Here is a 23,637-nt window from a genome sequence, read left to right on the forward strand (position 1 = left end):
CCCCATCTCCATCTCCGTCCCCATCTCCATCTCCATCCCCATCTCCATCCCCGTCCCCGTCCCCGACGGTGCTGGTCTCGGCGTGCGTGTCGCCGAGGTCACCACTCGTGGGCGTGGCCGCGCAGCCGTACGTGGCGACCATGATGAGCGCGGCGAAGGAGATCGGCAGGTACGAGCGCATGACGATCGGAAGGATAACGGTGCGGCCGCCGAGGATCCGATCTCGACCGAGATGAGCGACCACGACGTGAACGAGCAGCTCGCGGCCACGCGAGGCGCGGCGGAGGTGCGCAAGCGCGCTGACCTGAGAGGCCGTCGACGCCCTGACGGCCGAGCAATCCGGGCAAAGATCCGTGAGCGAATCGCTGAGGACCCGGTCACCATCTCCAACTGAGGGCACTGGCCGGAGTGGTCCACTCGAGATGTCCGCACCACGCGGGACCCCTCAAATCGCCGCTGCCTCGTTCGCGCTGGTGACCACTCCGGCGCCGCATCTGCTGGTGATGGGCAGGTGATCTACGAGGCGGTCAAAAACAACGAAGAGAAGCGCTCGCAATCGCAGCAGCGGTGAAAACGCGGAGCTATTGTGATGCGAGTGGGGAGCACCCAGCACGACGTCGGAATCTGTCTGCTCGACGCGGACGGTGCCGTGCTCGAGTTCGACGCCGACTTCGCGCGGATCGTCGAGCTGCCGTGGGCGAGCGTGTCGGTTGGGCGGGTGCTGTCCGAGCTGGTCCGGTGGGCACCGCCGCTGCCGCTGCCCAGTGGTGCAGCGACGTCGGTCCAGCAGGATCTCGGCGACGCCCGGGTCGAGCTCGTGATCCGAACCGCGACGACGGGGCCGGTGGCGTACTGCGTGAGCGCCGAGCGGAAGCACACCGAGACCGTGCTCGCGCGCCAGCTACGGGTCGCGCGGCAGACTCTCGACTCGGTGATCGAGGCCTCGCCGCTGGCGATCCTCACGGTCGATGAGCGCCAGCGCGTGGTCATGTGGAACCGCGCGGCCGAGCGAACCTTCGGCTGGACGCGCGAGGAGATCTTGGGCCGGCCGTATCCGCTGGTGCCCGAGGACGAGCGGCCCGAGTTCGAGGAGTTGTTCGACAAGGTCGTGCTGCGTGGCTCGGGGTTCACCGGGGTCGAGAGCACGCGCCTGCGCAAAGATGGCTCGCGCGTCGAGACGCGCATGCACACGGCCCCGCTGCGTGACGCCGAAGAGCGGGTGACGGGCGCGATGGCGATGCTCGAGGATCTCACCAAGACGCGGCTGCTCGAGGAGAAGGTCCGTCACAGCCAAAAGATGGAGGCCGTGGGTCGGCTCGCGGGTGGCATCGCCCACGACTTCAACAACCTGCTCACGGTGGTGTTTGGGGCGGGTGAGCTGTTATCGCTCGATCGCACGCTGTCGCCGAGCTCCCGCGAGCGCGTGTCGGAGATCCTCGGAGTCGCGCAGTCGGCCCGCGAGCTGGTCGCCCAGCTGATGACCTTCAGTCGGCGCCAGGTGGTCCGCCCGCAGGTGATCGACCTGAACGAGCGCCTGCGCGAGTCGGGCAAGCTGCTGCGCCGGCTGATCGGCCACGACATCACGCTGGAATTCGACGTCCCCGACATCCCCGCGTGGGTGCGGCTCGATCCCTCGCAGCTCGATCAAGTGCTGGTCAACCTCGCCGTCAACGCTGCCGACGCGATGCCGCAGGGCGGATTCTTGCGCTACTCGAGCAGCGTCCGTGAGCTCAGCGTGGCCGCCGAGCCGCTCGCGGCTGGACGCTACGCCTGCCTGGAGGTCCGCGACAGCGGCACGGGGATCGCCGCCGACATCCTGCCGCAGATCTTCGAGCCCTTCTTCACCACCAAGGGGGCCGGCAGCGGTACGGGTCTGGGCCTGGCCAACGTGTACGGCGTGGCCCGGCAGAGCGGCGGCAACGTCGAGGTCGAGAGCGAAGCGGGCCGGGGCGCGTGCTTTCGGGTTCACTTGCCGCTGGTTCGGCGGCCGCTCACGCGCACGCACTCAGGGCCGCACGCGGTGCCGCGCGGCAGCGAGAACATCCTGCTCGTCGAAGACAACGCCGGGGTCCGCGTGACGATGACCAAGACCCTGCAGGCGCTGGGCTACACGGTCACGGCCGCGTGCGACGGGGTCGAGGCGCTCGAGCTATTCGACGCCGGACTCGCGGTCGATCTGGTGCTCACGGACTTGTCCATGCCCCGCATGGGCGGCGCCGAGATGGCCAAGCGGCTCGCCGCGCAGCTCGCCGAGCGGCTTGCCGAGCCCTCGGGGGCGCAACCCAAGGGCCTGCCGGTCATGTTCATGTCGGGGAACCTCGACGTCGAGGATCTGCGCGCGCAGGTCGAGCAGGGTCGCGCCAAGTTTCTGCAAAAGCCGGTGTCGCTGCGCGACCTGTCCCAGGCGGTCCGCGAGGTGCTCGACGGGCTGCAGCTGGTCCATGCGAGCGTGGGTCCGTGACGCGCACGAACACGCGATAGAATCCGCGCGTGGCTCCAACCGCTGGCATCGAAGCTCGATGGTACGCGCCGCTGCTGCGGCCGGTGTACCCCACGGTCCGGCAGGCGCTGGAGCTCGTCGCGCTCGAGCGCGATCCGTGGACGCTGCCGCGCACGAAGCTGGGGGGCGCGCTGGTCATCCAGGTCTCCCGCGGGTTTGGCCTGCGAGCGGGGCGACGGGCCACTGCCACGCGCGGGCGCGCTCGCACTCGGACCGAGCGATCATGGCGCTGCAGGCCCTGGCGCCCGGCCCCGCGCGAGACACGATCGCCAGCTTCGCGCTCGAGCTCGGGGAGCGGCGATCTTGAGCGGGGCCACGCTGTCGCTGGCCCACGTCGCCAAGCGCGTGAGCATGTGGGCGCTCAGCCTGGTTCTGTTGTTGTGCTGCTACGCCGTGGGCAAGCTCAGCGCCGTCGTGTTCGAGCCCCACGTGCTCCCGCTGACCAGCCTCGACCGCGCGGTGCCGTTCGTGCCCTGGACAGTCTGGCTGTACGGCACGATCACCTGGGTGAGCCTGATCGCGTGGCTCACGATCCCCACACGGGCCGACGGCGCGCGGCTCATGACCACGATCCTGATCGCCTCGGCCACCTGCGCGCTGGTGTTTGTCCTGGTCCCGACCAGCTTCCCGCGCGAGCTGTATCCGCTGACGGAGCTCGACAGCGCCAGCGCCCGCGAGCTCGCGCGGGTGCGCGACGCGGACAGCCCGACAAATTGTCTGCCCTCGCTGCACGTCGCGCTGGCCTGGGGCATCGCGCTGACCTGGGCCGACACGCTGAAGCGCCGGACCGCGGGCGGGGCCCGGGCTTGGCGGTGGATCGCCCGCGGGGCGCCGCTGGTGTGGGCCGCGACGATCAGCGTCACCACGCTCACGACCAAGCAGCACTTCGTCGTCGACGTCCCCAGCGGCATGATCGTGGGTGGGTTGGCCTGGTGCCTGGTGGGCGGCGGCCAAGCTGTTCGCTGGCGACACCACCACGCCAGCTTGGGTCCGGTCCGAGGGCCTCACGCTCGCCTGGGACGCCCACGAGAAGGCCGCGGCCAAGCTGCGGCTGGCGGCGCAGGGCTACCAGTGGAGTCTCGACGAGGTCGACTGGCCCGAGGGTCCGCTGCCGCCCCTCGACCCGATCTTGGTCCGCCTGATCAGCGAGCTCATCTACATCGAGGAGATCGCGGGTATGAACTTCGCGATCCTGGCCAAGGCCTCGACCAGCGAGGATCTGCGGGCGCTCTATGGCTACTTCGCCGACGAGGAGCGCCGCCACGCCGACGGCCTGCGCCGGGTGCTCGCGCTCCACGGCGCCTGCGTTCGGCGTCCCGGGCTCGGCAATTCGCTGGTGCTCGACGAGTTCGACGCCCTCGACCCGGCGTCGGATGCCGACGTCCTGCTCATCGCCACCGCCAACCCGGTGTTCGAGACCATGCTGGACGCGGGCACCGTGCCGTTCTTGCGCACCCACCCCGCGCTCAGGAGCCCGTGGTTCGACGACTTCGTCAAGCGAATCACCCGCGACGAGTCGGCCCACCTGGCTGTGAATTGGATGGTCGTCCGCGAGGCTGGGCAGCGCTATCGCGGGCTCGCGGGGCTGAGCTCGACAAGCGCGGGCTCGAGTAGACCGAGTCACTTGCTGGCGCGAATGCAGTACGCGAGCCCGTGCCGCAAGGTTGCCTGGGTCACGATGTCTGCGAGGTTGGCCTGCAGCGCGACCATGGTCTGGGCGACCGCCGGCCGGATCCCCGTGATGATGCACTGCGCCCCCAGCAGCTCGATCGCGCGGGCGACCCTGAGCATCGAGTCGGCCGTGTGGGTGTCGACGACCTCGACCCCGGTGACGTCGAGGATCACATGTCGCGCCTGAGTTCGCTGCACCTCGTTGAGCAGGCGCTCCATCAGCGTGGTCGCGCGATCACCAGACAGCGAGCCAACGATCGGCAGCGCCAGCACGCCGACCCAGACCTCGAGGATCGGCGCGGACAGGCTCTCGATCATGCTGAGCCGTTCTTGGGCCTCACGCTCGGCGCGCCTGCGCTCGAGGTTCTCGTCTTCGAGGCGCTTGAGCGCGACGGCGAGGTCTGCCGCCGTGGCTGCGCCCGAGTGCAACAACGCCTTGAGCTGGTCGTCGAGCGAGATGGTGGACGGCTTGACGTGGATCTCGTCGTATTCGTCGCCCCGGGCCTGAAACCGGGTCTGCGTGGCCCAGCAGTCGACCCCGAACAGCCGGGCGCAGTACCCCGCGAACTTGCCACCGGTCATGTCGGTGCCCCAGTCGACGCCGAGCGCCTTCTGGTAGAGGGCCTCGAAATTATTGCGCACGTGAAATATGGCCTCGCGCTCGCGTCGATCGAGTGAATGCAGCTTCCAATCACCCCACCCGCAGGTCACCGCACAGTCTGCGAGCGCACGAAAGCCCGCCTCGAAGCTAGGGGCGCTGGAGATCACCCCCCAATCACCCTCGATGCTCTCGATCCCACCTCTTTGCATGCACAGCTTGAACCGCTCGGTGCCGACCATGCGCTGCATGCCCAGCATCATGCCAACGAGGCTGGACTCGATCCACATGGTCAGCACTGGCATGCCGTACACGCGGACCAGCCCGTCTGCTGGGTCCCACTCGAACCCCACGCCTTGGACGTTGATGGACGGTAAGTTGGATGAGGTCGTCGCTTCCATGTTCACGCTCGATCTGAAGAAATCTATGATCCACATGAGATTAACTCAACCCTGGATTCGCGACATTTAATATTGGCTCGGAGGTCCGGGGCGCTACCGCCCCAAGAGCCACTGGACCAATCGGTCAATCTACGTATCGAGCTGGGCGAGGAGAGCCGGCAGTGACGACATCGTATATATGTGAAATTCTTCAGGCTCGAGCGCGAGCAAGCACGGGATCACCAGGTCCTCCTCGAGCTCGAGGTGCTCGGCCAGCGCGGCGTCGTGGCGGCGCAGCGCCGCGGCCAGCGGAGGTGTCGCCGCTCGGTCTTCAGTGGTGGGTGACAGCGCGAGGACGACGTCGTCGTGGAGCCGATGCAGCAGCTCGTGCCCGGCACAGGCCACGTCGAAGTTCACGCCCCAACGACGCGCGAGATAGGGATAGAGCTTGCGCTCCTCGTACGCTTCGTGGCTGCGCATGCCGGCGATCCAGCTCAGGTACGAGGACGCGATCCCGCCTCGGTCCTCACCAGCCTCGGCCGCCCGGATCAGGTAGCTGCTCAGGCGGAGAAAGTTGGCGTGCGAACCGAGCAGCAACACCTGATCTGGAAAGTGCGGGTGGTGGGGCCACTGCTCGCGGGGGATCGACAGGCACGGCGCGGACATGGCTTGAAGATCTGGGTCGCCGCCCGGCACGGTCAAGCTGCCCGATCAGGCTGGGGTTCGAGACCCAGGGGACCGCTGCGAGTTGGTGGGGTAAAACCCAGACGTGAGCCAAAAGACTGCGCTGCTGCAAGCCATTCACGCGGAACCGGGCGACGCCGCCCGACGCCTGGTCTACGCGGATCTGTTGATGGGTGAAGGTGACCCGCGCGGCACGTTCATCACCCAGCAGTGCCGGCTCGACGGCATGGACCCACTCGACGCCGACTACCCGCTGCTGCGCGCCAGCACCGAGCGACTGCGGGCGACCCACGCCGTGACCTGGCTGGCGCCGTTGTTCGAGGTGCTCGACGTACCCGAAGATCGGCGCGAGCACGCGCTGCGGACCGGGCGATGGACCTTCGAGCGCGGGTTCCTGTCCCGACTGGCCATGGACATCGAGACCGCGTCACGGGTCGCGGGCGAGCTCGCACGGCTCGAGCCGCTGGACGGCATGACGCTGCTGGTCTCGGAGTCGATCCCCGACGCGCAGCGGAGCTTCCCGGAGATCAGCGGCTGGCGTCAGCTGGGCGTCGAGGCTGACGGATGGTTCACCGACTACAGCGTCGCGCACGTGCTTGGCTGGGGACTGCCCCAGGTCAGCGAGCTGTCGCTGGCCAAGTGCAGCTTGGGCGTGAGCGGGTGTCAGCTGCTGGCCAACGAGGCGACGGATCTGGGCCAGTCGTTCGACGACTACGTGGCCCCACCGCCGCTGCCGATCGGACAGCTGCGCGCCCTGGACTTGCGGGGTTGCGCGGTCGGAGACGCCGGCCTCGAGGTGCTCGCCCGCGCGCCGACCCTGGCGGCGCTCGAGACCCTGGACCTGACCCAGAATCGGCTGACCGAGCCATCACTCGAGTCGCTGCGCAAGGCTGCGGTGTTCGACAACCTGAGCGCGCTCTCGCTGGCGGGCAACAACGAGCTCGGGCCGCACCTCGGTCGGCTCGCAGGCTGGCCACCGATCGCGCGACTGCGGCGGCTCGCGCTTCCACAGACCACCACCCTCGACGCGCTCACGGCCTTGTTCCCGCAGCCCAGCGCCAAGCTGCGGGAGCTGGTGCTGACCAGCAACAAGGCCTTGGCCACCAAACCCGAGCTGCTGGCGGCCTGCGCTGAACACCTCACGCACGTGGATCTCGGCACCACGAGGATCGGTGACGCGGGCCTGGCGACGCTGCTCGCGAGCTCGTCGGGCGCCTCGCTCACTGCGCTGAAGCTCAACGGCTGCTCGCTGTCGGACAAGGCGATCGCGGCGCTGGTGAGCTCGAACCTCGAGCGACTCACGGAGCTCGATCTGTCCTCGAACAAGCTGACCAACGCCGCGCTCGAGCAGCTCGCCGCGTGGCCGGGGCTGCGCCATGTCACCCGCTTGCGCCTCGCCAACAACCGCAAGCTCAGCCATGATGGCTACGCCGCGCTCGCGCGTTCACCCTACTTCGAGCCGTTTGAGCTGCTGCTGGGCAAGGTCGCCGATGAAGCCACCCGGGCCGCGATCGACGAATGGTTCGGTGACCGGGCATCGATGAACAGCTGATCGCAGACCCGCACGCGAACTCCCAAGTGTGCGATGATCGTCGGCATGACCGTGCGTGGAGGGTTGGCTGTGACGTTGGTGCTGTCGTGCTCGTGGGCTGCGGGCTGTGGCAGCCCGGGGCTGGTGCCCGTCGTGCTCGAGACCGAGCCAGCGGCCGAGAACCAGCTTCAGCTGACCGAGAACAAGGACGTCGACATCCTGTTCGTGATCGACAACTCCGGCTCGATGGGCGCCGAGCAGGCCAACCTCGCCGCCAACTTTGGCGCGTTCATCGAGGTGCTCGAGGCCAACGACGTGGAGGCGAACTATCGGATCGGGATCACGACCACGGACAACGGCAACTCGTGGTGTCCACCCGGCTCGACCACGCCCGAGGCCGGCAACCTCGTGCTCAGCTCGTGCCGCGAGCGGCTCGGCGACTTCATCTTCAACAACGGCGAGGAAGACGTCAGCGATCTAGCCTGCAACGACATCTGCACCCTCGACGCTGCCGCGCTCGAGATCCAGCCCACCCTCACACAGGACGACGCCAACCCCAAGCCGCGCCCGTGGCTCGAGCGGATCGAGGGCTTCACCAACATCCCCGCTGGGACCAGCACCTTCGACGCGTTTCGGTGCTTCGGGCCCCAAGGCATCAACGGCTGTGGGTTCGAGAGCCCGCTCGAGAGCATGTATCTGGCCCTGACCCGGGCGCGGAACCCCGACGAGGACAGCTACGGGTTCATGCGCAGCAGCGCGTTGCTGGCGGTGGTGTTCGTGACCGACGAGGCCGACTGCTCCTACAACAAGTCGTGGGCGTCGATCTTCGAGCCCGACGGCAACCAGGTGTTCTGGGCCGACCCCGCTGACATGTTCCCAAGCTCGGCGGTGTGCTGGAACGCGGGCGTTGACTGCGTGGGTGATCCCAGCGGCTACGACAGCTGTGATCCGGTCGACAAGGACGTCGACGGCGATCCCACGACCGATCCCAGCGACGCGGTGCTGCATCCGCTGAGTCGCTACGTGGCCCAGCTCGGCGATATCGAGCAGGACAAGCAGGCCCTCAACGCCGAGTCCGAGGTCATCGTCGCGTTGATCGGCGGCGTCCAACCCGACGGCTCGCTGGTCTACGCCGACGTCGGCGACAGCGACCCGGCGTTCCAGCACGACTTTGGCATCGGCCCTGGCTGCACCGGGCCGCTGGGCGAGGCCGCCGCGCCGCCGGCCCGCCTGCGCGACTTCACCAACAGCTTCACGCCGGACAACCTGCACTCGATCTGCGCGACCGACTATACCGGCGCGCTCGAGGCCATCGCGGATCAGATCCGATCCAAGATCATTCCGGCCTGTTATTACAAGTGCGGCGCCGACACCAACCCAGACACGGAGCTGATCGATGCGATCTGCGAGGTCGAGCAAGACGTGCCCGGGTTCGGGGTTCGCGACGTGCCCGAGTGCCTGCGGGACGCCGTGGGTGCCTACGCGGTCGATCCGGCCTCGGGCAGCTACGTGATGCCCAGCACCGAGGACGAGGTCTGCTTCGCCGCCCGGACCGACGTTGGCGGCCAGTCCGACGACGCGCTGGATGACATCGCCGAGTATTGCGTCGATCTGGGCGCGAACGTCGAGTTTCAGCTGGCCTACGCCGCCGGCGTGCTGCCGCCCAGTGGAGCCTCGACCGTGGCCTCGTGCGTGGTCTCGGCTGAGCCCGCGGTCGACTGCCCAGAGCTGAACTAGTCCACCACGCGCTGACAGTCGAGCAGCCACGCGTCGAACACCGAGCCGACCAGGAACCGGCCCTCCCCCACCCCCAGCGCGACGCTCAAGCCGGAGATGTCGCTGCCATCGGACAGCCACACGTCCTCGGTCTCCCACGCGCCCGACTCGGTCTGCGAGAGCCGAAACACCTGCGAGGGCGAGCGCTTGGCGGCATCGTTGGCGTAGCTCGTGAACGTGAGCAGCTTGGGGTGGGCGCCGATCCACAGCGAGCCGTCGTCGCTGATATTGATGTTGTCGGGGCCGCGGACCGGCACCTGCTCGCGGGCCGTCAGCGCGCCCGAGCTTGGGTCGCGGTCGAACACGTGCACGCGCGCCCCGGTGACGGACGCGACGTAGACGGTCGTGCCGTCGCGGCTGACGTCGATGCCGTTGGCGAACAGGATGCCGTCCGCGACGACCGAGAACGCGTCGCCGTCCCAGTACAGCACGTGGCCGCGCGCGAGCCGACCGTAGTCCTCGAGCTTGTGGCCGAGCTTGCTGGTCGCGAGGTGATCGTTGGTGACGTAGAAGCGCTCGGCGTCGACCGGCGCGACGTCGTTGGGGCTGACCAACAGGGGATCCGCGATCGTGTGTTGCAGGTCCAGGCGAACCCGGCCGGCTTCGCTGATCACGTCGAACACCTCGATCGTGTGCCCGGGCCCTTCGGAGTGGTCGTTGGGACCGAACAGCGACGCGCGCGGGTGGTTGACGACGAACAGGCGCTCGCGCTCGGCGGACGCCGGGGTCACGCCGATGCCGTGCGGGTGAAATAGCTCTGGATCGTCGCCGCTCGCGACCTCAATGGCAGCGACGCCGGGCGCGGTCGGAGCCAGCGAGTAATAGTAGATCGCCCCGCGGACGGGCGTGCCCGCGACCGTGGCGCGGCGGTCGTCGGACGACACGAACACGCCGCCCTCCGGGGTCCCGGACGCGCGGGTGAACGCGAGGTCCTCGGCCCCGACCACGCCCTCGACGCGCGTGCACTCGGCGTCGGAGTGGTACGCGAGCCTGGACAGCTCACCCGCGAGGACCAGCAGGTAGATACCCCACCCGAGCGCCAGGGCGAGGGCGGCGGCCAGGGAGACGAGCACGAGCTTGCGGCGTCGCGGCATGGGCCACCGTAGTCCGAACCGCGGCAGGAAGCGATTCCCCTCGCTGCCAACGAGCGCCTCGAGCTGTTCTCAGCTCGGGTCGGGCTTCTGACCCGCTTGCGGGCGCCTGCGTAGATTGAAGCGCTCGTTTGCGGCGAGGGTCGGGCGCCTCCGTACTCTAGTCCGAGCTGAGAACAACCCCCAGCTCCGCGCGCAGCTGGTCGAGCGGCCGAGCGAAGTGCTCCTCGAGCCGAATCGCGACCAGCAGCTTGGCCTGCTTGCCGATCCTCCACCCCCGACGAAAGCTCCGCCACGCCTCGCCGAGCCGCAGCGGGCAGCGCAGCGGCGCGACCACCAACGCCATGAACGCCGCCACCCGAAACCCTCGGCTGTAGTTCTGGCCACCGACGACGGCCCAGACCCCGACCTCGCCGGGCCAGCTCGCGTCGAAGCCGGTCAGCACGTGGACCATGTCGTGAATGATCGCGTAGCGAACCGTGAAGGCGTTGCGCGCGACCATCTCGGGATCGCAGTTGCCGGTCAGCGTGATCGGGTGCAGATCGTTGGATTGCAAGAACCGCAGATACTCGCGGCCAAGGGTGCCGTCGGGCAGCTGCGCGAGCGCGTCTAGCTCGACGGGCGGCGCGTAGCCCCGCACGCGATCGAGCTGAGCTTCGACCTCTGGCCGCGCGCGCGCCCGCGACAGCTCACCCTTGTAGACGGGCACGTCGCCGATCAACGCAGGGTTCGCCTGGGCCTCACGGATCTTCCGCAGCAGCTCGAGGGTGCTCAGCTCGCTCACGCACTCGAGTTTGTCCCACGCCGCAGCCGCTGGCCACCACGGGACGACTGCTGCCCGCGCGCCGGGGTGTTAGCCGAACTGCCCGCAGAGGGCTTGTTCTTCCTCGATGCAGGGGTAGGGCGGGTCCTCGCTGGTGTAGTACTCCTCGAGCTCTGCACAATCGAGGCTGCCCACGCACACAGTCAAGGCAAACATGGCGTCGAGGCACTTCGGCTTGTCCGCCAGCTCCTCGTGCATGACGACGCACTCCTCTACGCACATAGGGACCTTGGGGGCCGCGTCGCAGCTATCGATCGTCGCGCAGGTCGTCATGCAGGCCGCCTCCGCGGAGTCGCCGTCGCCGGGATCACCGTCGCCGTCGCCGGGATCACCGTCGCCGTCGCCGGGATCACCGTCGCCGTCGCCAGGGTCCCCGTCCCCCGGGTCCCCGTCTCCGTCGCCCATGTCGGTCTCGCCAGTCTCGTCCTCCCCGACATCATCAGCCGATGGACAGGCGCCCAGGACCCCCGGAAGAAGCCCAATACAGGCAAAAAACAGCGTATTACGAGTCAGTTTAGTCATCAGGTGTTCGCTTGCTCGGGGCCCGCAGGCCCTTCACCGCCGTCAGTCTGTCGACACCCGCGACCGGTTCACTCGCGCGATTTTCGCTAGCTCAGCACTGCGACCCGCCGCACTCGCCCTCGCGGATCATCGCGTTCCCGGGCCCGATCGCGCACCACTCGGGCCACGCCGGAGGCAGCCCGCCGGTCGCGGTGACGTAGTCGGTATAGGGCGACTCCCCATCCTCGAGCCAATAGGGATGATCCAGCACGAATTGCCAGGTCGAGGCATAGGTCGGCAGCGAGGGATCGTCCGGCTCGAACGGCGGCGTGGCGTGGGTACAGTTGTGCACACACTCCACGATGAAGTGATTGTCCGCTTGCAGCTCGGCCTCGAGCTCCATCGAGGTGCTGTCAAAGTTCACCCCCAGGCACAGGTCCGAGGGCCCACCCCACAACACCAGCGCGGGCATGCGATGGGCGGCGGGGACCCAGGGCTTGATCAGCGCCCCACCCGTGCCCCCAGACAGCGACATCAAGCTCGCCAGGTGATCACCGTGGCGGCTGGCGAGCTGGGCCGAGAACAGCGCCCCGGCGCTCACGCCCATGGTCGAGACACACTCTTTGTCCAGGGCAAACTGCTCGGCGACGCAGGCGAGCATGTCGTCGTGGAACGTGAACTCCTCGTCCAATTGGGCGTCGTCGTCGGCGATTGAGAACGGCCAGCGAAACGGGACGCCGCTGTCGCCGTCGCGACCCTCGGGGATGATCGCAATGAAGCGATAGTAGTCGGCCGCGTACTGAGCCTCGGCCTGCTCGTAGAAGTCGACAGCTTCGCCGCCGAGCCAGTGGTACATGAAGATGACCGGGAACACCTCGTCGGCCTGCGCGTCGTTCGGCGCGACGACCAGGAACCGCCGCTCACCATGCTCGGTCTGCATGATGTTGAAGACCTCGGCCCCGGTCTCGAGCGTGGGGCAGCTGCCTGGGCCGCCGTAGCTCGGCAGCGCGGGCGCGAGCGTGGCCCCGGGCGGCGGCTCGGTTCCACACAGCGACAGGGCGGGGGGCTCGAGCGGCTCGCCGTCGCCGTCGCCCGGATCGCCATCACCGTCACCGTCACCGTCGCCGGGATCCCCATCGCCGTCGCCAGCGTCGGTGTCGCTCGACTCGGCGTTGGTGCTGCTGTCCTCGCTCGAGGGCTCCGCGCATGCGCCCAGCGGCACGAGCAGCAAGGTGGTCGACAGGAGGGTGGTCAGCTCGATCGGACAGCGCATGTAGGCGGTCAGCCTATCACTGGGCGCCGCCCAATCGGAAAAACCATGGGGGCTCGACGAGCCGGGCCGGGTGCGCGACCCTTCCGCGGTCGCTGCGTCCCGAGAACTGTCGATGCTGAACGTCAACCTGCGTAACTGGTCCCTGCTGCCCTGTCTGTCCCTCGTGTTGCTGTTCGGCTGCGCCGACGATCGCGGCGCCGCGTCCGAGGACGCCAGCGGTTCGGGCACGGAGACCGCTGGCGACGGGGATGGGGATCAGGACACGCAGACCACGGGCGACGGGGACGGGGATGGCGATGGTGATGGTGATGGTGATCCCGGCGATGGCGATGGCGATGGTGATGGCGATGGCGATGGCGATGGCGACCCCGAGTTCGCCGTCGGCTTCGACGTGCGCAACGTCGATCCCAGCCAGGCGCAGCTCGGCTCGGTCTACCTCGGCGGGTTTGGTGCGCCGTTCGTCGGCGGCCCCGCGACGGGGATCCACGACTCCGTGTTCGCCCGCTCGATGGCGGTCGGGATCGGCGACGAGGGAGTGATCTTCACGGTGGTCGACGCGATCGGCATGGGCAACCAGTGGACCCGAGCGATCCGCAGCCAGGCCGCCAACCTGACCGGGCTCGCGGAGGATCGCATCATCATTGCAACCACCCACTCGCACTCGGGCCCGGACTTTCAAGGCCTGTGGGGTGGGGTCGGCGACAGCTACCGTTCCAAGGTCACGATCGAGACCGTGGGCTCGATGCTCGCGGCCTGGGAGACCCGACAGCCGGCCGAGCTGAGCGTCAGCAACTCGACGGCGGCCAACCGCAACCGCCGCGACTGGCCGATGACCGACGACACCGTGTTCGTGTTGCAGGCCCACCGCAAGTCCGACGCGGCCCTGCTCGGCACGATGATGTCGTTCGCCGCGCACCCGGTGATCATCGGGTCCGACAACACCGAGCTCTCGCGCGACTACTGCGGCTACGCGGTCGACACCCTCGAGGCCAGCACGGGCGCGCCAGTGGTGTTCTTCAACGGCATCCTCGGCGACGTCAGTCCCGACGTGCCGGAGGGGATGTACGCCGACGACTTCGCGCGGGCCGAGGCCTACGGCAGCTACGTGGCCGCGCAGGCCGAGCTCATGCTCGCCGACGCGGTCCCGGTCGAGCCGATCTTGGTCCATGACCACGCTCAGTGGGAGCTGCCGGTCGACAACGCGCTGTTCAACCTGGCCGGGCAGCTGGGCATCCTCGACTACGACTTCATCCAAAACGGCCTGGCGTCGTCGGTGATCACCCAGTCGACCTATGTGCGGCTCGGGACCCAGGCGCAGATCGTCGCGTTCCCGGGCGAGTCGCTCACGCGCTGCGGCCTGCCGATCAAAGACGCGATGGCGGCCCCCTACAAGGCCGTGCTCGGCAACGCTGGCGACGCGCTCGGCTACTTCGTGCCGAGCGACGAGTGGATGACCGGGCTCAACGACGACTACGAGGAGGGCGTGTCGCTCGGTGAGACCGTAGGCGACACGTCACGCGACGCGATCATCGAGATGATCGAGGCCGACCTGGGCTGGTGATCGCCCAATCGGTGAATCAATCCTCGAGCCCCAACGCGACATTCGGGCGAAATACCTCGATCCCGTAGAGCTCCCGGATCTCACGCAGCGGTCGGTCCATGAGCTCGGGTGGCGGTGTCCACGGCCACTTGCGGGTCATGGCCCGTGTGTGTCGCCAGACCTTGGGGGTGAGCCGGAGCGTGCGCCAGAACAGCGAGAACACCGACCACTTCAGGAATTCTTTGTTGATTGACTTGGACTCCTCGGTCGAGATGTAGGCCTTGAAGTAGTCACGCAAACGAATGTCCGCCCCGAACAGCGTCCACATGTCGTTGACCCCTTCATCGAGGATCCCCGTGTGGGTTCCAAACACGACGTGGGTACAATCGTGGTTGTGGAAGAAGGTCGCGCTGGCCACGTCGTCGATCTGGGCCGGGTCCGCGAGCCCCGGGTTGACCCGATAGTATTCGGCCAGGCCCTCGCGAAGGGTCATCGACGTGCCCGCGATCTGGTACTGACCGCGCATGCCGAACTCTGGGACCACCATCTGGGTGGGGACGCTGGGCGAAAGTGTCGTGGAAGCCTGCATGAGGATCTCCTCGGGGAGCTGCTGGGGTGTCGCTTGGCCTGACTCAGACCGCTGGTCTGACCACTGGTCGAAGTGTGGGCCAGAACCTCACCGGGGTCAAGCTAGCCCCCAAAGAACATCAAGCGCAGAGCTCGACGAACTGGCCGGGAGCGATGCCCTCGAGCGTCCACGGGCCGACCGCGTAGCGGATCAATCGCAAGGTCGGATGACCCACGGCGGCCGTCATCCGCCGCACCTGCCGGTTGCGACCCTCTTTGAGCTTCAGCTCGAGCCACGCGGTGGGGATCGACTTGCGCTCGCGGATCGGTGGGTCGCGCGGCCACACGCTCGGCGCCGCCAGCCGTCGCGCCTTCGCGGGCTTGGTCCACCCGTCCTTGAGCTCCACGCCCCCGCGCAGGGCGGCCAGGGCCTCGTCGCGAGGCTCGCCTTCGACCTGCACCCAGTAGGTCTTGACCATCTTGTGCTTGGGCGCGCTGATTCGATGCTGCAGCGCGCCGTCGTCGGTCAGCACCAGCAGCCCCTCGGAGTCCTTGTCGAGCCGCCCCGCCGCGTAGACCCCGGGGACGTCGATGTACGCGGCCAGGGTCTGGACATCCCCCTGGGCCCTGAACTGAGTCAACACCCCGTAGGGCTTATTGAACAGCAACACCCTGGCCACGAGCTCGAGCTTCCCATCGACCAACCGCTCCAACAACAAAAGAGGGACCGTGACGGTCCCTCTTCTTTACCCGGCGGAAGCTCCGCCAGGAAACGCGGCGACGAGCGCGGCGACTAGGCCGGCACGCCGATGATCTCGACCTTGATCGAGACCGAGACGTCGGCCGAGAACCGGACCTCGACCTCGTGCTCACCGACCAGCTTGATCGCTTCGCTCAGCTTGATCAGCCGGCGATCGAGCTCGACGTTCTGCGCGGCGAGTGCCTCGGAGATGTCCTTGGTCGAGACCGACCCGTACATCTTGCCTTCGCTGCCGATCTTGCGGGGGATCGAGACGACGGCCTCCTTGAGCTTCTCGGCCTTGGCCTCGAGCTCGGTGCGGAGCTTGGCTTGCTGCGACGCGATCTCGCGCCGATGGTGATCGAGCTGCGCGAGGTTGGACTTGGTTGCGAGCAACGCGAGCCCACGGGGCAGCAGGTAGTTGCGGCCGTAGCCGGGCTTGACGCGGACGAGCTCCCCGGCGCGGCCGAGGTTGTCGACATCCTTGGTCAAAATGATCTGCAGCATGGCCATCACTGCACCGAGTAGGGGAGCAGGGCGAGCAAGCGCGCGCGCTTGATCGCCTTGGTGATCGATCGCTGCTGACGCGCGGTGACCCCAGTGATCCGGGCCGGGACGATCTTGCCGCGGTCGGTGAGGAAGTGCTTGAGCAGCTGCGGGTTCTTGTAGTCGATGACGACGTTGGGGTCGGCCAGCGGAGATACGCGCTTGCGACGCGGGCTCCCGCGCCGTCCGCCTTCACGTTCGTCGGTGTCTTCAGACATGGACATTACTCTTCCTCCTCGTCGTCGTCGTCGTCGTCATCGCGGTCGTCGTCGTCGTCCGCGTCGTGGATCTCTGCGCTCAGCGCCGCAGCCTTCTCGGCTTCGATGTCGAGCGGATCGGCCGAGACATCGGAGGCCGCGTCGAGGGTCTGGTCGTCGACGTCACTGGGCCGCGCCGCCGGGTCGACGTCGCCGTCGATCACCACGGTCAGGTACCGCATGACGTTGTCCCAGATTCGCAGGTTGCGCTCGAGCTCCTTGACCATGTCCGAGCCGCCAAGGAAGCGGATGTACAGGTAGATGCCGCGCTTGTTGGTCTCGATCGGGTAGGCCAAGGTCCGCAGACCCCAGTTGTCGATCTTCTGCATCCGGCCGCCGTTCTTCGCGAAGATCGCTTGGATCCGCGTGACGATGCTGGCGATGCCGTCTTTGTTGCTGTCGGGGCGTAGGATCAGCGTGGTCTCGAACTCGCGCTGCGTGTTTCGCAGGGCGCCGTAAGACCGGATTTGTGCTTCTGCCATTGGGTCTCCTCTTGGACGTGAGGCCCCGCGGACCATCCGCGGAGCAAGGAGCCCAGGGACGTGGTCCCTGGGGGGCGGCTGATCTACGCGAAGCAGTGTGGATTGACAAGTAGAGGGGCAGTCGCGCGGGGTGGTCGGCGGCGGCGGGCCCGTGCTCTCGCGCACATCCGTGCGCGTTCAGGTGCCCGCGATCAGCGCCAGCTGACGCCTCGCTACCTCAGCACCAGCTCGACCGTGCTCGAGGCCGTGAAGTTCTGGCCCGCCACGCGGACCTGAAACAGCAACGGCACCCCGCGAGGTTCGCTGCCGTCGAGGATGCTGATCACCGGGCCGACCCGCATGCGCCCGTCGACCTCCTCGAAGGTCAGCCCGATGCAGTACTCGTTGTTCCAGGCGTCGGGTCCGATCGGCTCGTCGACGAACTGGCCCGAGATGCACCAGCACTCCGTGTCCGAGTCGCCCTTCATGAGCGGGATCTCGACGTAGGGCGTGATCATCTGAAAGCCCTGCCCCCCGGTCTCGACCTCGACCACGTCGCCATCTTGATAGGAGCTGAACTTCCGATTGTGGAGTTCGCCGAGCTCGAGCGCTCGCGTTGGCAGGGACTCTGGATCGTCCGGAACGGTGCCGAGGCATTCTTCGGCCTCCTCGGCTGGGCAAGCTGACATGAGCACGACAAGCCAAACACTCCAAGCAGCACGCTTCATCGCGGAACACTACTCCCGAAACATCAGGCTGCAAGGGTCGTCAGACGCTGACTATAGAAATTCGTCCGAGTCGCTGCGAGGGGCGAAGGTCACCACGCTGTGCGCGACGGCGAGCCCCCGCCCGACGTTGCGATAGCCATGCTGCTGGTCCCCCGCGAACACGACCACATCGCCAGCTTCGAGCGTGAAGCTGCGCCCGCGCACCGACAGCTCCACGCTGCCCCGCTCGCAGGTCAGGTACTCGCGAGTGCCGGCCGTATGCGGCACGCCGATCATCGTCGCGCCCACGGCCAGCTCGAACCGTTCGATGTCGAGGCCCCGCAGGACCTCGGGCAGCAGCTTGCGCACGGTCACCTTGCCGCGCCTGCGAACCGTCAGCTCGGACGCCTTGTAGATCTTCCCGATCCCGCGCGGGGGTGCCAACAGCTCTTCGAGGCGCACGTGCAGCGCGGCCGCGACCTTGAGCAGCACGGCCAGCGTCGGGTTGGCGCTGCCGGACTCGAGGTTGGTCCACGTCGGACGCGGGATCCCGGCGGCCTTGGCCAATTGGCCCTGTGAGAGCCCACGCCCGTCGCGGAGTGAGCGGATGTTCTCGGCGAGGTTGGCTGCGACGTGTTCGTCGATCACGGCGGCAGTCTGGCGTGGTTCACGGCCACGCGCGAGTGAGGGTCGACCGCTCGTCAGTGGCAAGTGAGATACACGTCGACCAGCTCTCCGACGCCGCCGCTGTGCTCGAAGGCCGCGCGCTGGACCCCACAGTTACCCCGCTCGTCGCACTCGACGGCGATCTCGAACTCGACCGGCAGGCGCTCGACGCCGCTGTCGAGCAGCGACGTGAGCTCATCGGGGGTCGACACCCGATCGGCGTCCCAGTCCCGCCACAGCATCAGCTCTGCAAACCGTGGATCGGCGCCGTCGACATCGTCGTCGCCGTCGGCGTCGAACTCGGCCAGGGCCGCGAAGCCGTTGCGAGCGTGGCTGCCGTCGACCAAGCTGGTGCCCGAGCCGAACAGCTCGTGGCCCCCGTCGATGCTGCCGTTGCCGTCCAGATCGACGACCAGCCACGGCGTCACGGCGCTCGGCCAGTCGGTGCTGATGCACGAGTCGTCGCGCATCGAGATGTCGAAGGTCGCAGCTGGGGTCGACTCGGCGGCGATCATCTCTACTGGTGAGGCGTCGAAGCTCAACACCAGCGGGGTGTCGCAGTACTGCTCGGCCCAGTAGGGCACGCCGCCCTCGATCTCGCACAGATAGTCGGTGCCGCTGCAGGGATCTCCCCAGTCCTCTTCTTCGTCGACTGGCGGCGCCGCCGGTCCTGGAACGTGCTTCCAGTCGCCAGGCTCGCACTCGCGCTCCTCCAGCGTCAGGCAAGGGCCGAACTGTAGGGCCTGCTCGCTCTCGATGAGGCTGCAGTACGCCGTGGACTCGTCATCGCCGCACGTGATGGCCTCGCCGGGCACGCTGCACGCATCGCCGGTCGGAGTCTCAGAGTCGCCATCGCTGGGCGCGCCCATGGCGTCCAAGGGCCCACCGGAGTCCAGGGTCTCGATGGTGCGATCGCAGCCGGCCAGGGTCAGGCTGGCAAGCAGCGCGCAGGAGAGGATCGAGGTCAGGCGAGGCGTCTTCATGTCATGGGTCCGGCGAGGCCGGCCTCCAACATGATGTGCCGCGCGACGGCTGGATCGATCACGACCCCGCGCAGAAGCTCGCGCTAGCTCTCGAGCTTGTCGACGATCAGGTCGACGAACTCTTCGGCCTCGAGCGCTCGGTACGAGTAGCCGTCTTCGAACCACTCGACGACCGAGTCTTCCTTGCCCTGCTTGACCATCTCCGTGACCGCTGGGTAGGCCTCACACAGCTCGACCAGCCGCCCGATCACGCCCTCCGCTGCCGGGTCGGAGCGATACCGCGTCCGCAGCCACGTGATGATCAAGTAGACCAGCGTGGGGTCGGCCTCTTCGACCAAGGTGTACGAGTCGGCCGTCGACAGGAGGCCCTGTTCGATGCCCTGGAGGATCCGGAGCGCGGCTGCGCGTTCGTACTCGAAAGCCACGCGGCACTGTAGCTCACCCACACGCCCCGACCATCCCCCACGGCGATAGAAATTCTGCGTGAGAAACCGGCTGTGTTCAGCTCGGGCCAGGCTCGTGGCTCCGGTCGCGGGCAGTCGCGCTGGCTCGATGGCGCCGTGAGAACAGGCTCACACGGACGCGAACAACTCACTGCAGCGCTCGACCAGGTCGCGCACGCGCTTGGGGTCCACGGCCTCGCGGACCACGCCCCCGCGCTTGAACCAGGTCCCGACGATCGCGGCGTCAGCGTGAGGCAGCAATGCCTGCGCATTGTGGGGCCCCAGGCCGGAGCCGATCACGACCGGTCGGCCCGAGGCCGCCCCGCGCACGCGCTCGAGCAGGGCCACGTCGACGGGAGCCCCGGTCGCGGCTCCGGTCACGATCACCGCGTCGGCGAGCCCCCGGTCGATACAGTCGTGGGTCGCCGTCTCGGGCTCGAGCGGGGCGAGCGGGGTCGCGTGCTTGACCAGCACGTCGGCCCAGATCTGCACGGACCGGGCCCCAAGCAGCTCGCGCTGGCGCAGCGTGGTGGCGGCCTCGCCCTCGATCAGGCCCTGGTCGGTGACATATGCGCCCGTGTGCACGTTGACGCGGATGAAGTCGAGCCCACACGCGGCCGCGATCCCCAGCGCCGTGTGGGCGTCGTTGCGCAGACAGTTGACCCCGACCGGGACCCCGAGCTGCTTGCTGCGCTCGCAGACCAGGGCCAGCGCCGCCGCCTGCTGGGGTGGCGTGCGGTCCCCGGCGCTGCCCTTGACGAACGGCGCCGAGCCAAAATTCTCGACGATCAACCCGGCCACGCCGCCAGCGACGAGCGCCTCCGCGTCGGCCCAGGCCCGCGCGTAGGCGCCCGCGAACCCGCCCGCTCGGTAGGCCGGATCCCCGGGCAGGGCCGGCAAGTGAACGACGCCGATCAGTCCGCGCAAGTGCACCTAGAGAAGGTAGCGGGACTCGCCGCGCCGCGTCCACCAAGGTGATCCCTGGCACACGGTCGCCCGCTTCGCTGTTGTCCCCGCCATCGCGCCGCTAAGGTCCCGCCAGGAGCTGCTCCTCTCGCCATGCGCCGCACGATCTTTTCTGCCCCGAGCAAGCCCAGCATCCCCGAACCCAAGCTGCCGCCGCGCCTCGAGGGTGGGCTGCCGCTGCTGGGCCACGCCCTCGAGTTTCGCAACGATCCGATCGCCCTCATGACCCGAGCCCGACGGCTGCACGGTGATCTGTGCACCATCTCGATGCCGGGCACCGACGCGATCGTGATGACGGGCGCCAAGGCGCAAGAGAAGTTCTTTCGGATCAGCGACGACGACGTCAGCCAGGCCGAGGCCTACCGCCTGATGACGCCGATCTTCGGCAAGGGCATCGCCTACGACGCGCCACCGCCGATCATGAAAGAGCAGCTGGGGTTCTTCCACGAGGCGCTGCGCGAGGCCCAGATGCGAACCTACGCGCAGGGCTTCATCGACGAGGCGGTCGACTACTTCTCGAGCTGGGACGACTTCGGCGTCGTCGACATGTACGCGGTCGGCAACGAGCTCACGATTTACACCTCGAGCCGCTCGCTGCTCGGCTATGAATTTCGCCAGCAGCTCTCGGGCGAGTTCGCGAAGCTCTACGCCGACATGGAGGCGGGCCTCAGCGCGCTCGCGTTCATGGCCCCCAACCTGCCGACGCCCGCGTTTCGCAAGCGCGACAAGGCCCGCGCGCGGATGGTCGAGCTGATCAGCAAGATCGTCGACGACCGGCGCAGCCGCGGCACCGTCGGCGAGGACATGCTGCAGAGCCTGATGGACGCCAGCTACAAGGACGGCCGCAAGCTCAGCGAAGACGAGATCAGCGGCCTGCTGCTCACGATCATGTTCGCCGGCCACCACACCAGCGGGGTGACCTTCTCGTGGACGGGGATCCTGCTCGCCCAGCACCCCGAGTGGGTCGCCGAGCTGCGCGCCGAGCAGAGCGCGCTGCTCGGTGATCGCGACGAGCTCACGCTCGAGGACCTCCGCGCGATGCCCAAGCTCGACGCGACGATCAAAGAGGTGCTGCGCATGTACCCACCGATCGTCGTGATGATGCGCAAGGTCGTCAACGACTTCAGCTTCGGCGGCTACGACATCCCGCATGGGAGCATGATCTTCGCCTCGCCGACCGTGTCGCACTACATGCCCGAGGTGTTCCCCGAGCCGGAGCGGTTTGACCCGACCCGGTTCATGGATCCACGCAACGAGGACAAGAAGAACCCGATGGCGTGGATCCCGTTTGGTGCCGGCCGGCATCGCTGCATGGGCATCATGTTTGCCCAGCTGCAGCTGCGCGCCCTGTGGAGCCACCTGCTGCGCAATTTTGACTTCGAGCCGGTCGAGGACAGCTACGCGCCCGACTACTCGCGCTTGCTCGTTGGGCCGCGCCATCCCTGCCGACTTCGCTACCGCCGACGCTCGCACAAGCGCGTGATCGCGGCCGCCTAGATTAGCCTTCTCCGGGGTATACTAGCGGCATGTCCGGTCGCTTCTCGATCGTGCTCTCTGGTGGCGGCTGCAAGGCCTTCTGGGCCAACGGGGTGCTGCGATCGATCAGCGCCTCGCTCCCGCCGATCGAGCACTGGGCGGGCGCGAGCGCGGGCGCGGCGTTTGCCCTCACCCAGGTCTCGGGTCGGTTCGAGGACACCTTCACTCGGTTCCTCCAGAGCGTCGCGGCCAACCAGCGCAACTTCTACCTGGACCGCGCGCTGCGGGCCCAGCGACCGTTTCCGCACGACGAGATCTACCGCGACGCGGTCCGCTTCGTGCTCCGCGATCGCGGGTTTGATCAGGTCCGCGAGGGCGCTCCGGTCCACATCCTGTTGAGCTACGTGGAGGCCGGACATCCGTTTGTCTCGACCAGCTGGGCCGCGGTTCGGGCGTTCGCGGATCGTCGGCGTCGCGGCGTTCTGCACGGCCCGCGGCAGCTGCCGCCAGGACTGGGCCTGGAGGTCGTGAGCTCGCACGAGGCCCAGAGCGTGCAGCAACTGCTGGACTGGACCCTGATGTCGTCGACGATTCCACCGATCACGCCGATTCAGCGCCGGGCCGGGCGTCGGTATCTCGATGGAGGCTTGATCGACAATGTGCCGATCCGGGCGCTCCCGGAGCCGGCGCGAGGGCCAGGCTCACGCGTGCTGTGTCTGGTCAGCCATCACGTGCGTGTACCCGAGCGCCCCGTGCAGTGGGTGGATGGCGCGATGGTGCTGTATCTGGCCGCGCGCGCGCCGTTGCCCGTGCGGGTCTGGGACTACACCTCGCCGGAACGGGTGATCGCGGCGATCGAGCTCGGCGCCCGCGATGGCATGGCGCTGCTGGATCGGGTCCACGCGTTCGTGGGTGCGGCCACCCACGCAAAGACCGGCTAGAGCTACTTGGTCAGAGCTACTTGGTCTCGTAGGCCTCGATCTTCCTGTCGAGCTCGTCGAGCGCCTCGTTGAGCTCCTTGATCGCCTGGTCCGCCTTGTCGGCGGCCGCGTTCTTGGCGGCCTCGGCCTTGGCCTTGGCTTTGGACATCGCCTGCTCGACGTCACGCTCGACGTCTGCGCTTACTTTTCGCTGCTTGGCCTGGGCGTCGCGCTTGGCGTCGGCGAACCGCTCGTCGAGCTCCGACATCCGGACCTCGGCACGCTCCCACTCGGCCCGCGCCTCCCCGCGGAGCTCCGCGGCAGCGCCCTCGATCCTGTCGCCAGCGGCCTCGACCTTGGCCTCGATCTTCTCGCCTGCCTGCCTGGCCTCTACCTCGACCTTGTCGGCGGCGCGATCGATCTCCTTGCCGGCCTGGTCGTCGACCTTGGTGCCCTCACAGGCGGCCATGGTGAGTAGTGCGCATGACAGCGCAAGCACGACGTTCATCGTGGTCTGGTGCATGCCGCGAGGATGGTG

At 67.8% G+C, this 23,637-nt stretch carries 24 protein-coding genes and 1 pseudogene; 7 read left to right on the plus strand and 18 right to left on the minus strand.

What is annotated here, in order from left to right:
- Positions 1-181, minus strand: a pseudogene (locus ENSA7_RS42500) (hypothetical protein); the annotation flags it as partial.
- Between the two features lie 408 nt (positions 182-589).
- Here ENSA7_RS42500 and ENSA7_RS26395 point away from each other — a divergent pair.
- Positions 590-2,461, plus strand: coding sequence for a hybrid sensor histidine kinase/response regulator (locus ENSA7_RS26395; RefSeq protein WP_106092124.1), 1,872 nt, complete (start codon positions 590-592; stop codon positions 2,459-2,461).
- A 390-nt stretch (positions 2,462-2,851) separates the two neighbouring features.
- Positions 2,852-4,114 (plus strand): phosphatase PAP2 family protein, encoded by a 1,263-nt coding sequence (locus ENSA7_RS46180; protein WP_372237572.1) that lies wholly within the window; start codon positions 2,852-2,854, stop codon positions 4,112-4,114.
- Between the two features lie 6 nt (positions 4,115-4,120).
- On the opposite strand, the gene ENSA7_RS26405 is transcribed toward ENSA7_RS46180, so the two are convergent.
- Together ENSA7_RS26405 and ENSA7_RS26410 are read right to left on the minus strand one after the other, a co-directional pair.
- On the minus strand, positions 4,121-5,170 hold the full coding sequence (locus tag ENSA7_RS26405; RefSeq protein WP_244923919.1) for an STAS domain-containing protein: 1,050 nt from the start codon (positions 5,168-5,170) through the stop codon (positions 4,121-4,123).
- A 129-nt stretch (positions 5,171-5,299) separates the two neighbouring features.
- Entirely contained in the window at positions 5,300-5,815 is a 516-nt protein-coding gene (locus ENSA7_RS26410; RefSeq protein WP_146158151.1) for a hemerythrin domain-containing protein, read from the minus strand.
- A 103-nt stretch (positions 5,816-5,918) separates the two neighbouring features.
- Here ENSA7_RS26410 and ENSA7_RS26415 point away from each other — a divergent pair, with 103 nt between their 5' ends.
- Both ENSA7_RS26415 and ENSA7_RS26420 read left to right on the plus strand, forming a co-directional pair.
- Complete coding sequence (locus ENSA7_RS26415; protein WP_106092127.1) at positions 5,919-7,385, plus strand: TIGR02996 domain-containing protein; 1,467 nt, start codon at positions 5,919-5,921, stop codon at positions 7,383-7,385.
- 45 nt (positions 7,386-7,430) lie between these two features.
- Positions 7,431-9,101, plus strand: a complete 1,671-nt coding sequence (locus tag ENSA7_RS26420) for a vWA domain-containing protein (RefSeq protein ID WP_146158152.1) — start codon at positions 7,431-7,433, stop codon at positions 9,099-9,101.
- Here the strand turns inward: ENSA7_RS26420 and ENSA7_RS26425 are convergent.
- The 4 genes from ENSA7_RS26425 to ENSA7_RS26440 form a co-directional block, all read right to left on the minus strand.
- Complete coding sequence (locus ENSA7_RS26425) at positions 9,098-10,234, minus strand: SMP-30/gluconolactonase/LRE family protein (RefSeq protein WP_106092129.1); 1,137 nt, start codon at positions 10,232-10,234, stop codon at positions 9,098-9,100. The genes ENSA7_RS26420 and ENSA7_RS26425 overlap by 4 nt on opposite strands.
- 157 nt (positions 10,235-10,391) lie before the next feature.
- The gene (locus ENSA7_RS26430) at positions 10,392-11,015 is read right to left on the minus strand and encodes a Coq4 family protein (protein WP_106092130.1); all 624 of its coding nucleotides are present in this window, start codon (positions 11,013-11,015) and stop codon (positions 10,392-10,394) included.
- A 69-nt stretch (positions 11,016-11,084) separates the two neighbouring features.
- Positions 11,085-11,576: a hypothetical protein gene (locus tag ENSA7_RS26435; RefSeq protein ID WP_106092131.1), complete on the minus strand. Its 492-nt coding sequence runs from the start codon at positions 11,574-11,576 to the stop codon at positions 11,085-11,087.
- A 91-nt stretch (positions 11,577-11,667) separates the two neighbouring features.
- The gene (locus ENSA7_RS26440) at positions 11,668-12,828 is read right to left on the minus strand and encodes an alpha/beta hydrolase family protein (protein ID WP_106092132.1); all 1,161 of its coding nucleotides are present in this window, start codon (positions 12,826-12,828) and stop codon (positions 11,668-11,670) included.
- A gap of 112 nt (positions 12,829-12,940) precedes the next feature.
- Here ENSA7_RS26440 and ENSA7_RS26445 point away from each other — a divergent pair, with 112 nt between their 5' ends.
- Complete coding sequence (locus ENSA7_RS26445) at positions 12,941-14,389, plus strand: hypothetical protein (protein WP_106092133.1); 1,449 nt, start codon at positions 12,941-12,943, stop codon at positions 14,387-14,389.
- Positions 14,390-14,405: 16 nt separating this feature from the next.
- On the opposite strand, the gene ENSA7_RS26450 is transcribed toward ENSA7_RS26445, so the two are convergent.
- The 10 genes from ENSA7_RS26450 to ENSA7_RS26495 form a co-directional block, all read right to left on the minus strand.
- Positions 14,406-14,957, minus strand: a complete 552-nt coding sequence (locus ENSA7_RS26450) for a hypothetical protein (protein ID WP_146158153.1) — start codon at positions 14,955-14,957, stop codon at positions 14,406-14,408.
- Positions 14,958-15,075: 118 nt separating this feature from the next.
- Positions 15,076-15,615: a pseudouridine synthase gene (locus tag ENSA7_RS26455; protein ID WP_106092180.1), complete on the minus strand. Its 540-nt coding sequence runs from the start codon at positions 15,613-15,615 to the stop codon at positions 15,076-15,078.
- Positions 15,616-15,728: 113 nt separating this feature from the next.
- Positions 15,729-16,178, minus strand: a complete 450-nt coding sequence (gene rplI / locus ENSA7_RS26460) for a 50S ribosomal protein L9 (protein WP_106092181.1) — start codon at positions 16,176-16,178, stop codon at positions 15,729-15,731.
- 8 nt (positions 16,179-16,186) lie between these two features.
- On the minus strand, positions 16,187-16,438 hold the full coding sequence (gene rpsR, locus ENSA7_RS26465) for a 30S ribosomal protein S18 (protein ID WP_106092182.1): 252 nt from the start codon (positions 16,436-16,438) through the stop codon (positions 16,187-16,189).
- Positions 16,439-16,443: 5 nt separating this feature from the next.
- Positions 16,444-16,959, minus strand: a complete 516-nt coding sequence (gene rpsF / locus ENSA7_RS26470; protein ID WP_181234131.1) for a 30S ribosomal protein S6 — start codon at positions 16,957-16,959, stop codon at positions 16,444-16,446.
- Between the two features lie 212 nt (positions 16,960-17,171).
- Positions 17,172-17,627, minus strand: a complete 456-nt coding sequence (locus ENSA7_RS26475) for a hypothetical protein (protein ID WP_146158154.1) — start codon at positions 17,625-17,627, stop codon at positions 17,172-17,174.
- Positions 17,628-17,717: 90 nt separating this feature from the next.
- A complete protein-coding gene (locus ENSA7_RS26480; RefSeq protein ID WP_106092137.1) occupies positions 17,718-18,293 on the minus strand; it encodes a helix-turn-helix domain-containing protein in 576 nt (191 codons plus the stop codon).
- Between the two features lie 53 nt (positions 18,294-18,346).
- Positions 18,347-19,294 (minus strand): SPM autocatalytic domain-containing protein, encoded by a 948-nt coding sequence (locus ENSA7_RS26485; RefSeq protein ID WP_106092138.1) that lies wholly within the window; start codon positions 19,292-19,294, stop codon positions 18,347-18,349.
- Between the two features lie 83 nt (positions 19,295-19,377).
- A complete protein-coding gene (locus ENSA7_RS26490) occupies positions 19,378-19,719 on the minus strand; it encodes a hypothetical protein (protein WP_146158155.1) in 342 nt (113 codons plus the stop codon).
- Between the two features lie 147 nt (positions 19,720-19,866).
- Complete coding sequence (locus ENSA7_RS26495) at positions 19,867-20,670, minus strand: BtpA/SgcQ family protein (RefSeq protein WP_106092140.1); 804 nt, start codon at positions 20,668-20,670, stop codon at positions 19,867-19,869.
- Between the two features lie 126 nt (positions 20,671-20,796).
- Here ENSA7_RS26495 and ENSA7_RS26500 point away from each other — a divergent pair, with 126 nt between their 5' ends.
- Complete coding sequence (locus tag ENSA7_RS26500) at positions 20,797-22,200, plus strand: cytochrome P450 (RefSeq protein ID WP_106092141.1); 1,404 nt, start codon at positions 20,797-20,799, stop codon at positions 22,198-22,200.
- Between the two features lie 29 nt (positions 22,201-22,229).
- Positions 22,230-23,120 carry a patatin-like phospholipase family protein gene (locus ENSA7_RS26505; RefSeq protein WP_106092142.1) on the plus strand — a complete coding sequence of 297 codons (891 nt, stop codon included), beginning with the start codon at positions 22,230-22,232 and terminating at the stop codon, positions 23,118-23,120.
- Positions 23,121-23,136: 16 nt separating this feature from the next.
- On the opposite strand, the gene ENSA7_RS26510 is transcribed toward ENSA7_RS26505, so the two are convergent.
- A complete protein-coding gene (locus tag ENSA7_RS26510) occupies positions 23,137-23,622 on the minus strand; it encodes a hypothetical protein (protein ID WP_106092143.1) in 486 nt (161 codons plus the stop codon).
- Positions 23,623-23,637 lie beyond the last annotated feature (15 nt).

This window comes from Enhygromyxa salina (assembly GCF_002994635.1).
Lineage (GTDB): Bacteria > Myxococcota_A > Polyangia > Nannocystales > Nannocystaceae > Plesiocystis > Plesiocystis salina_B.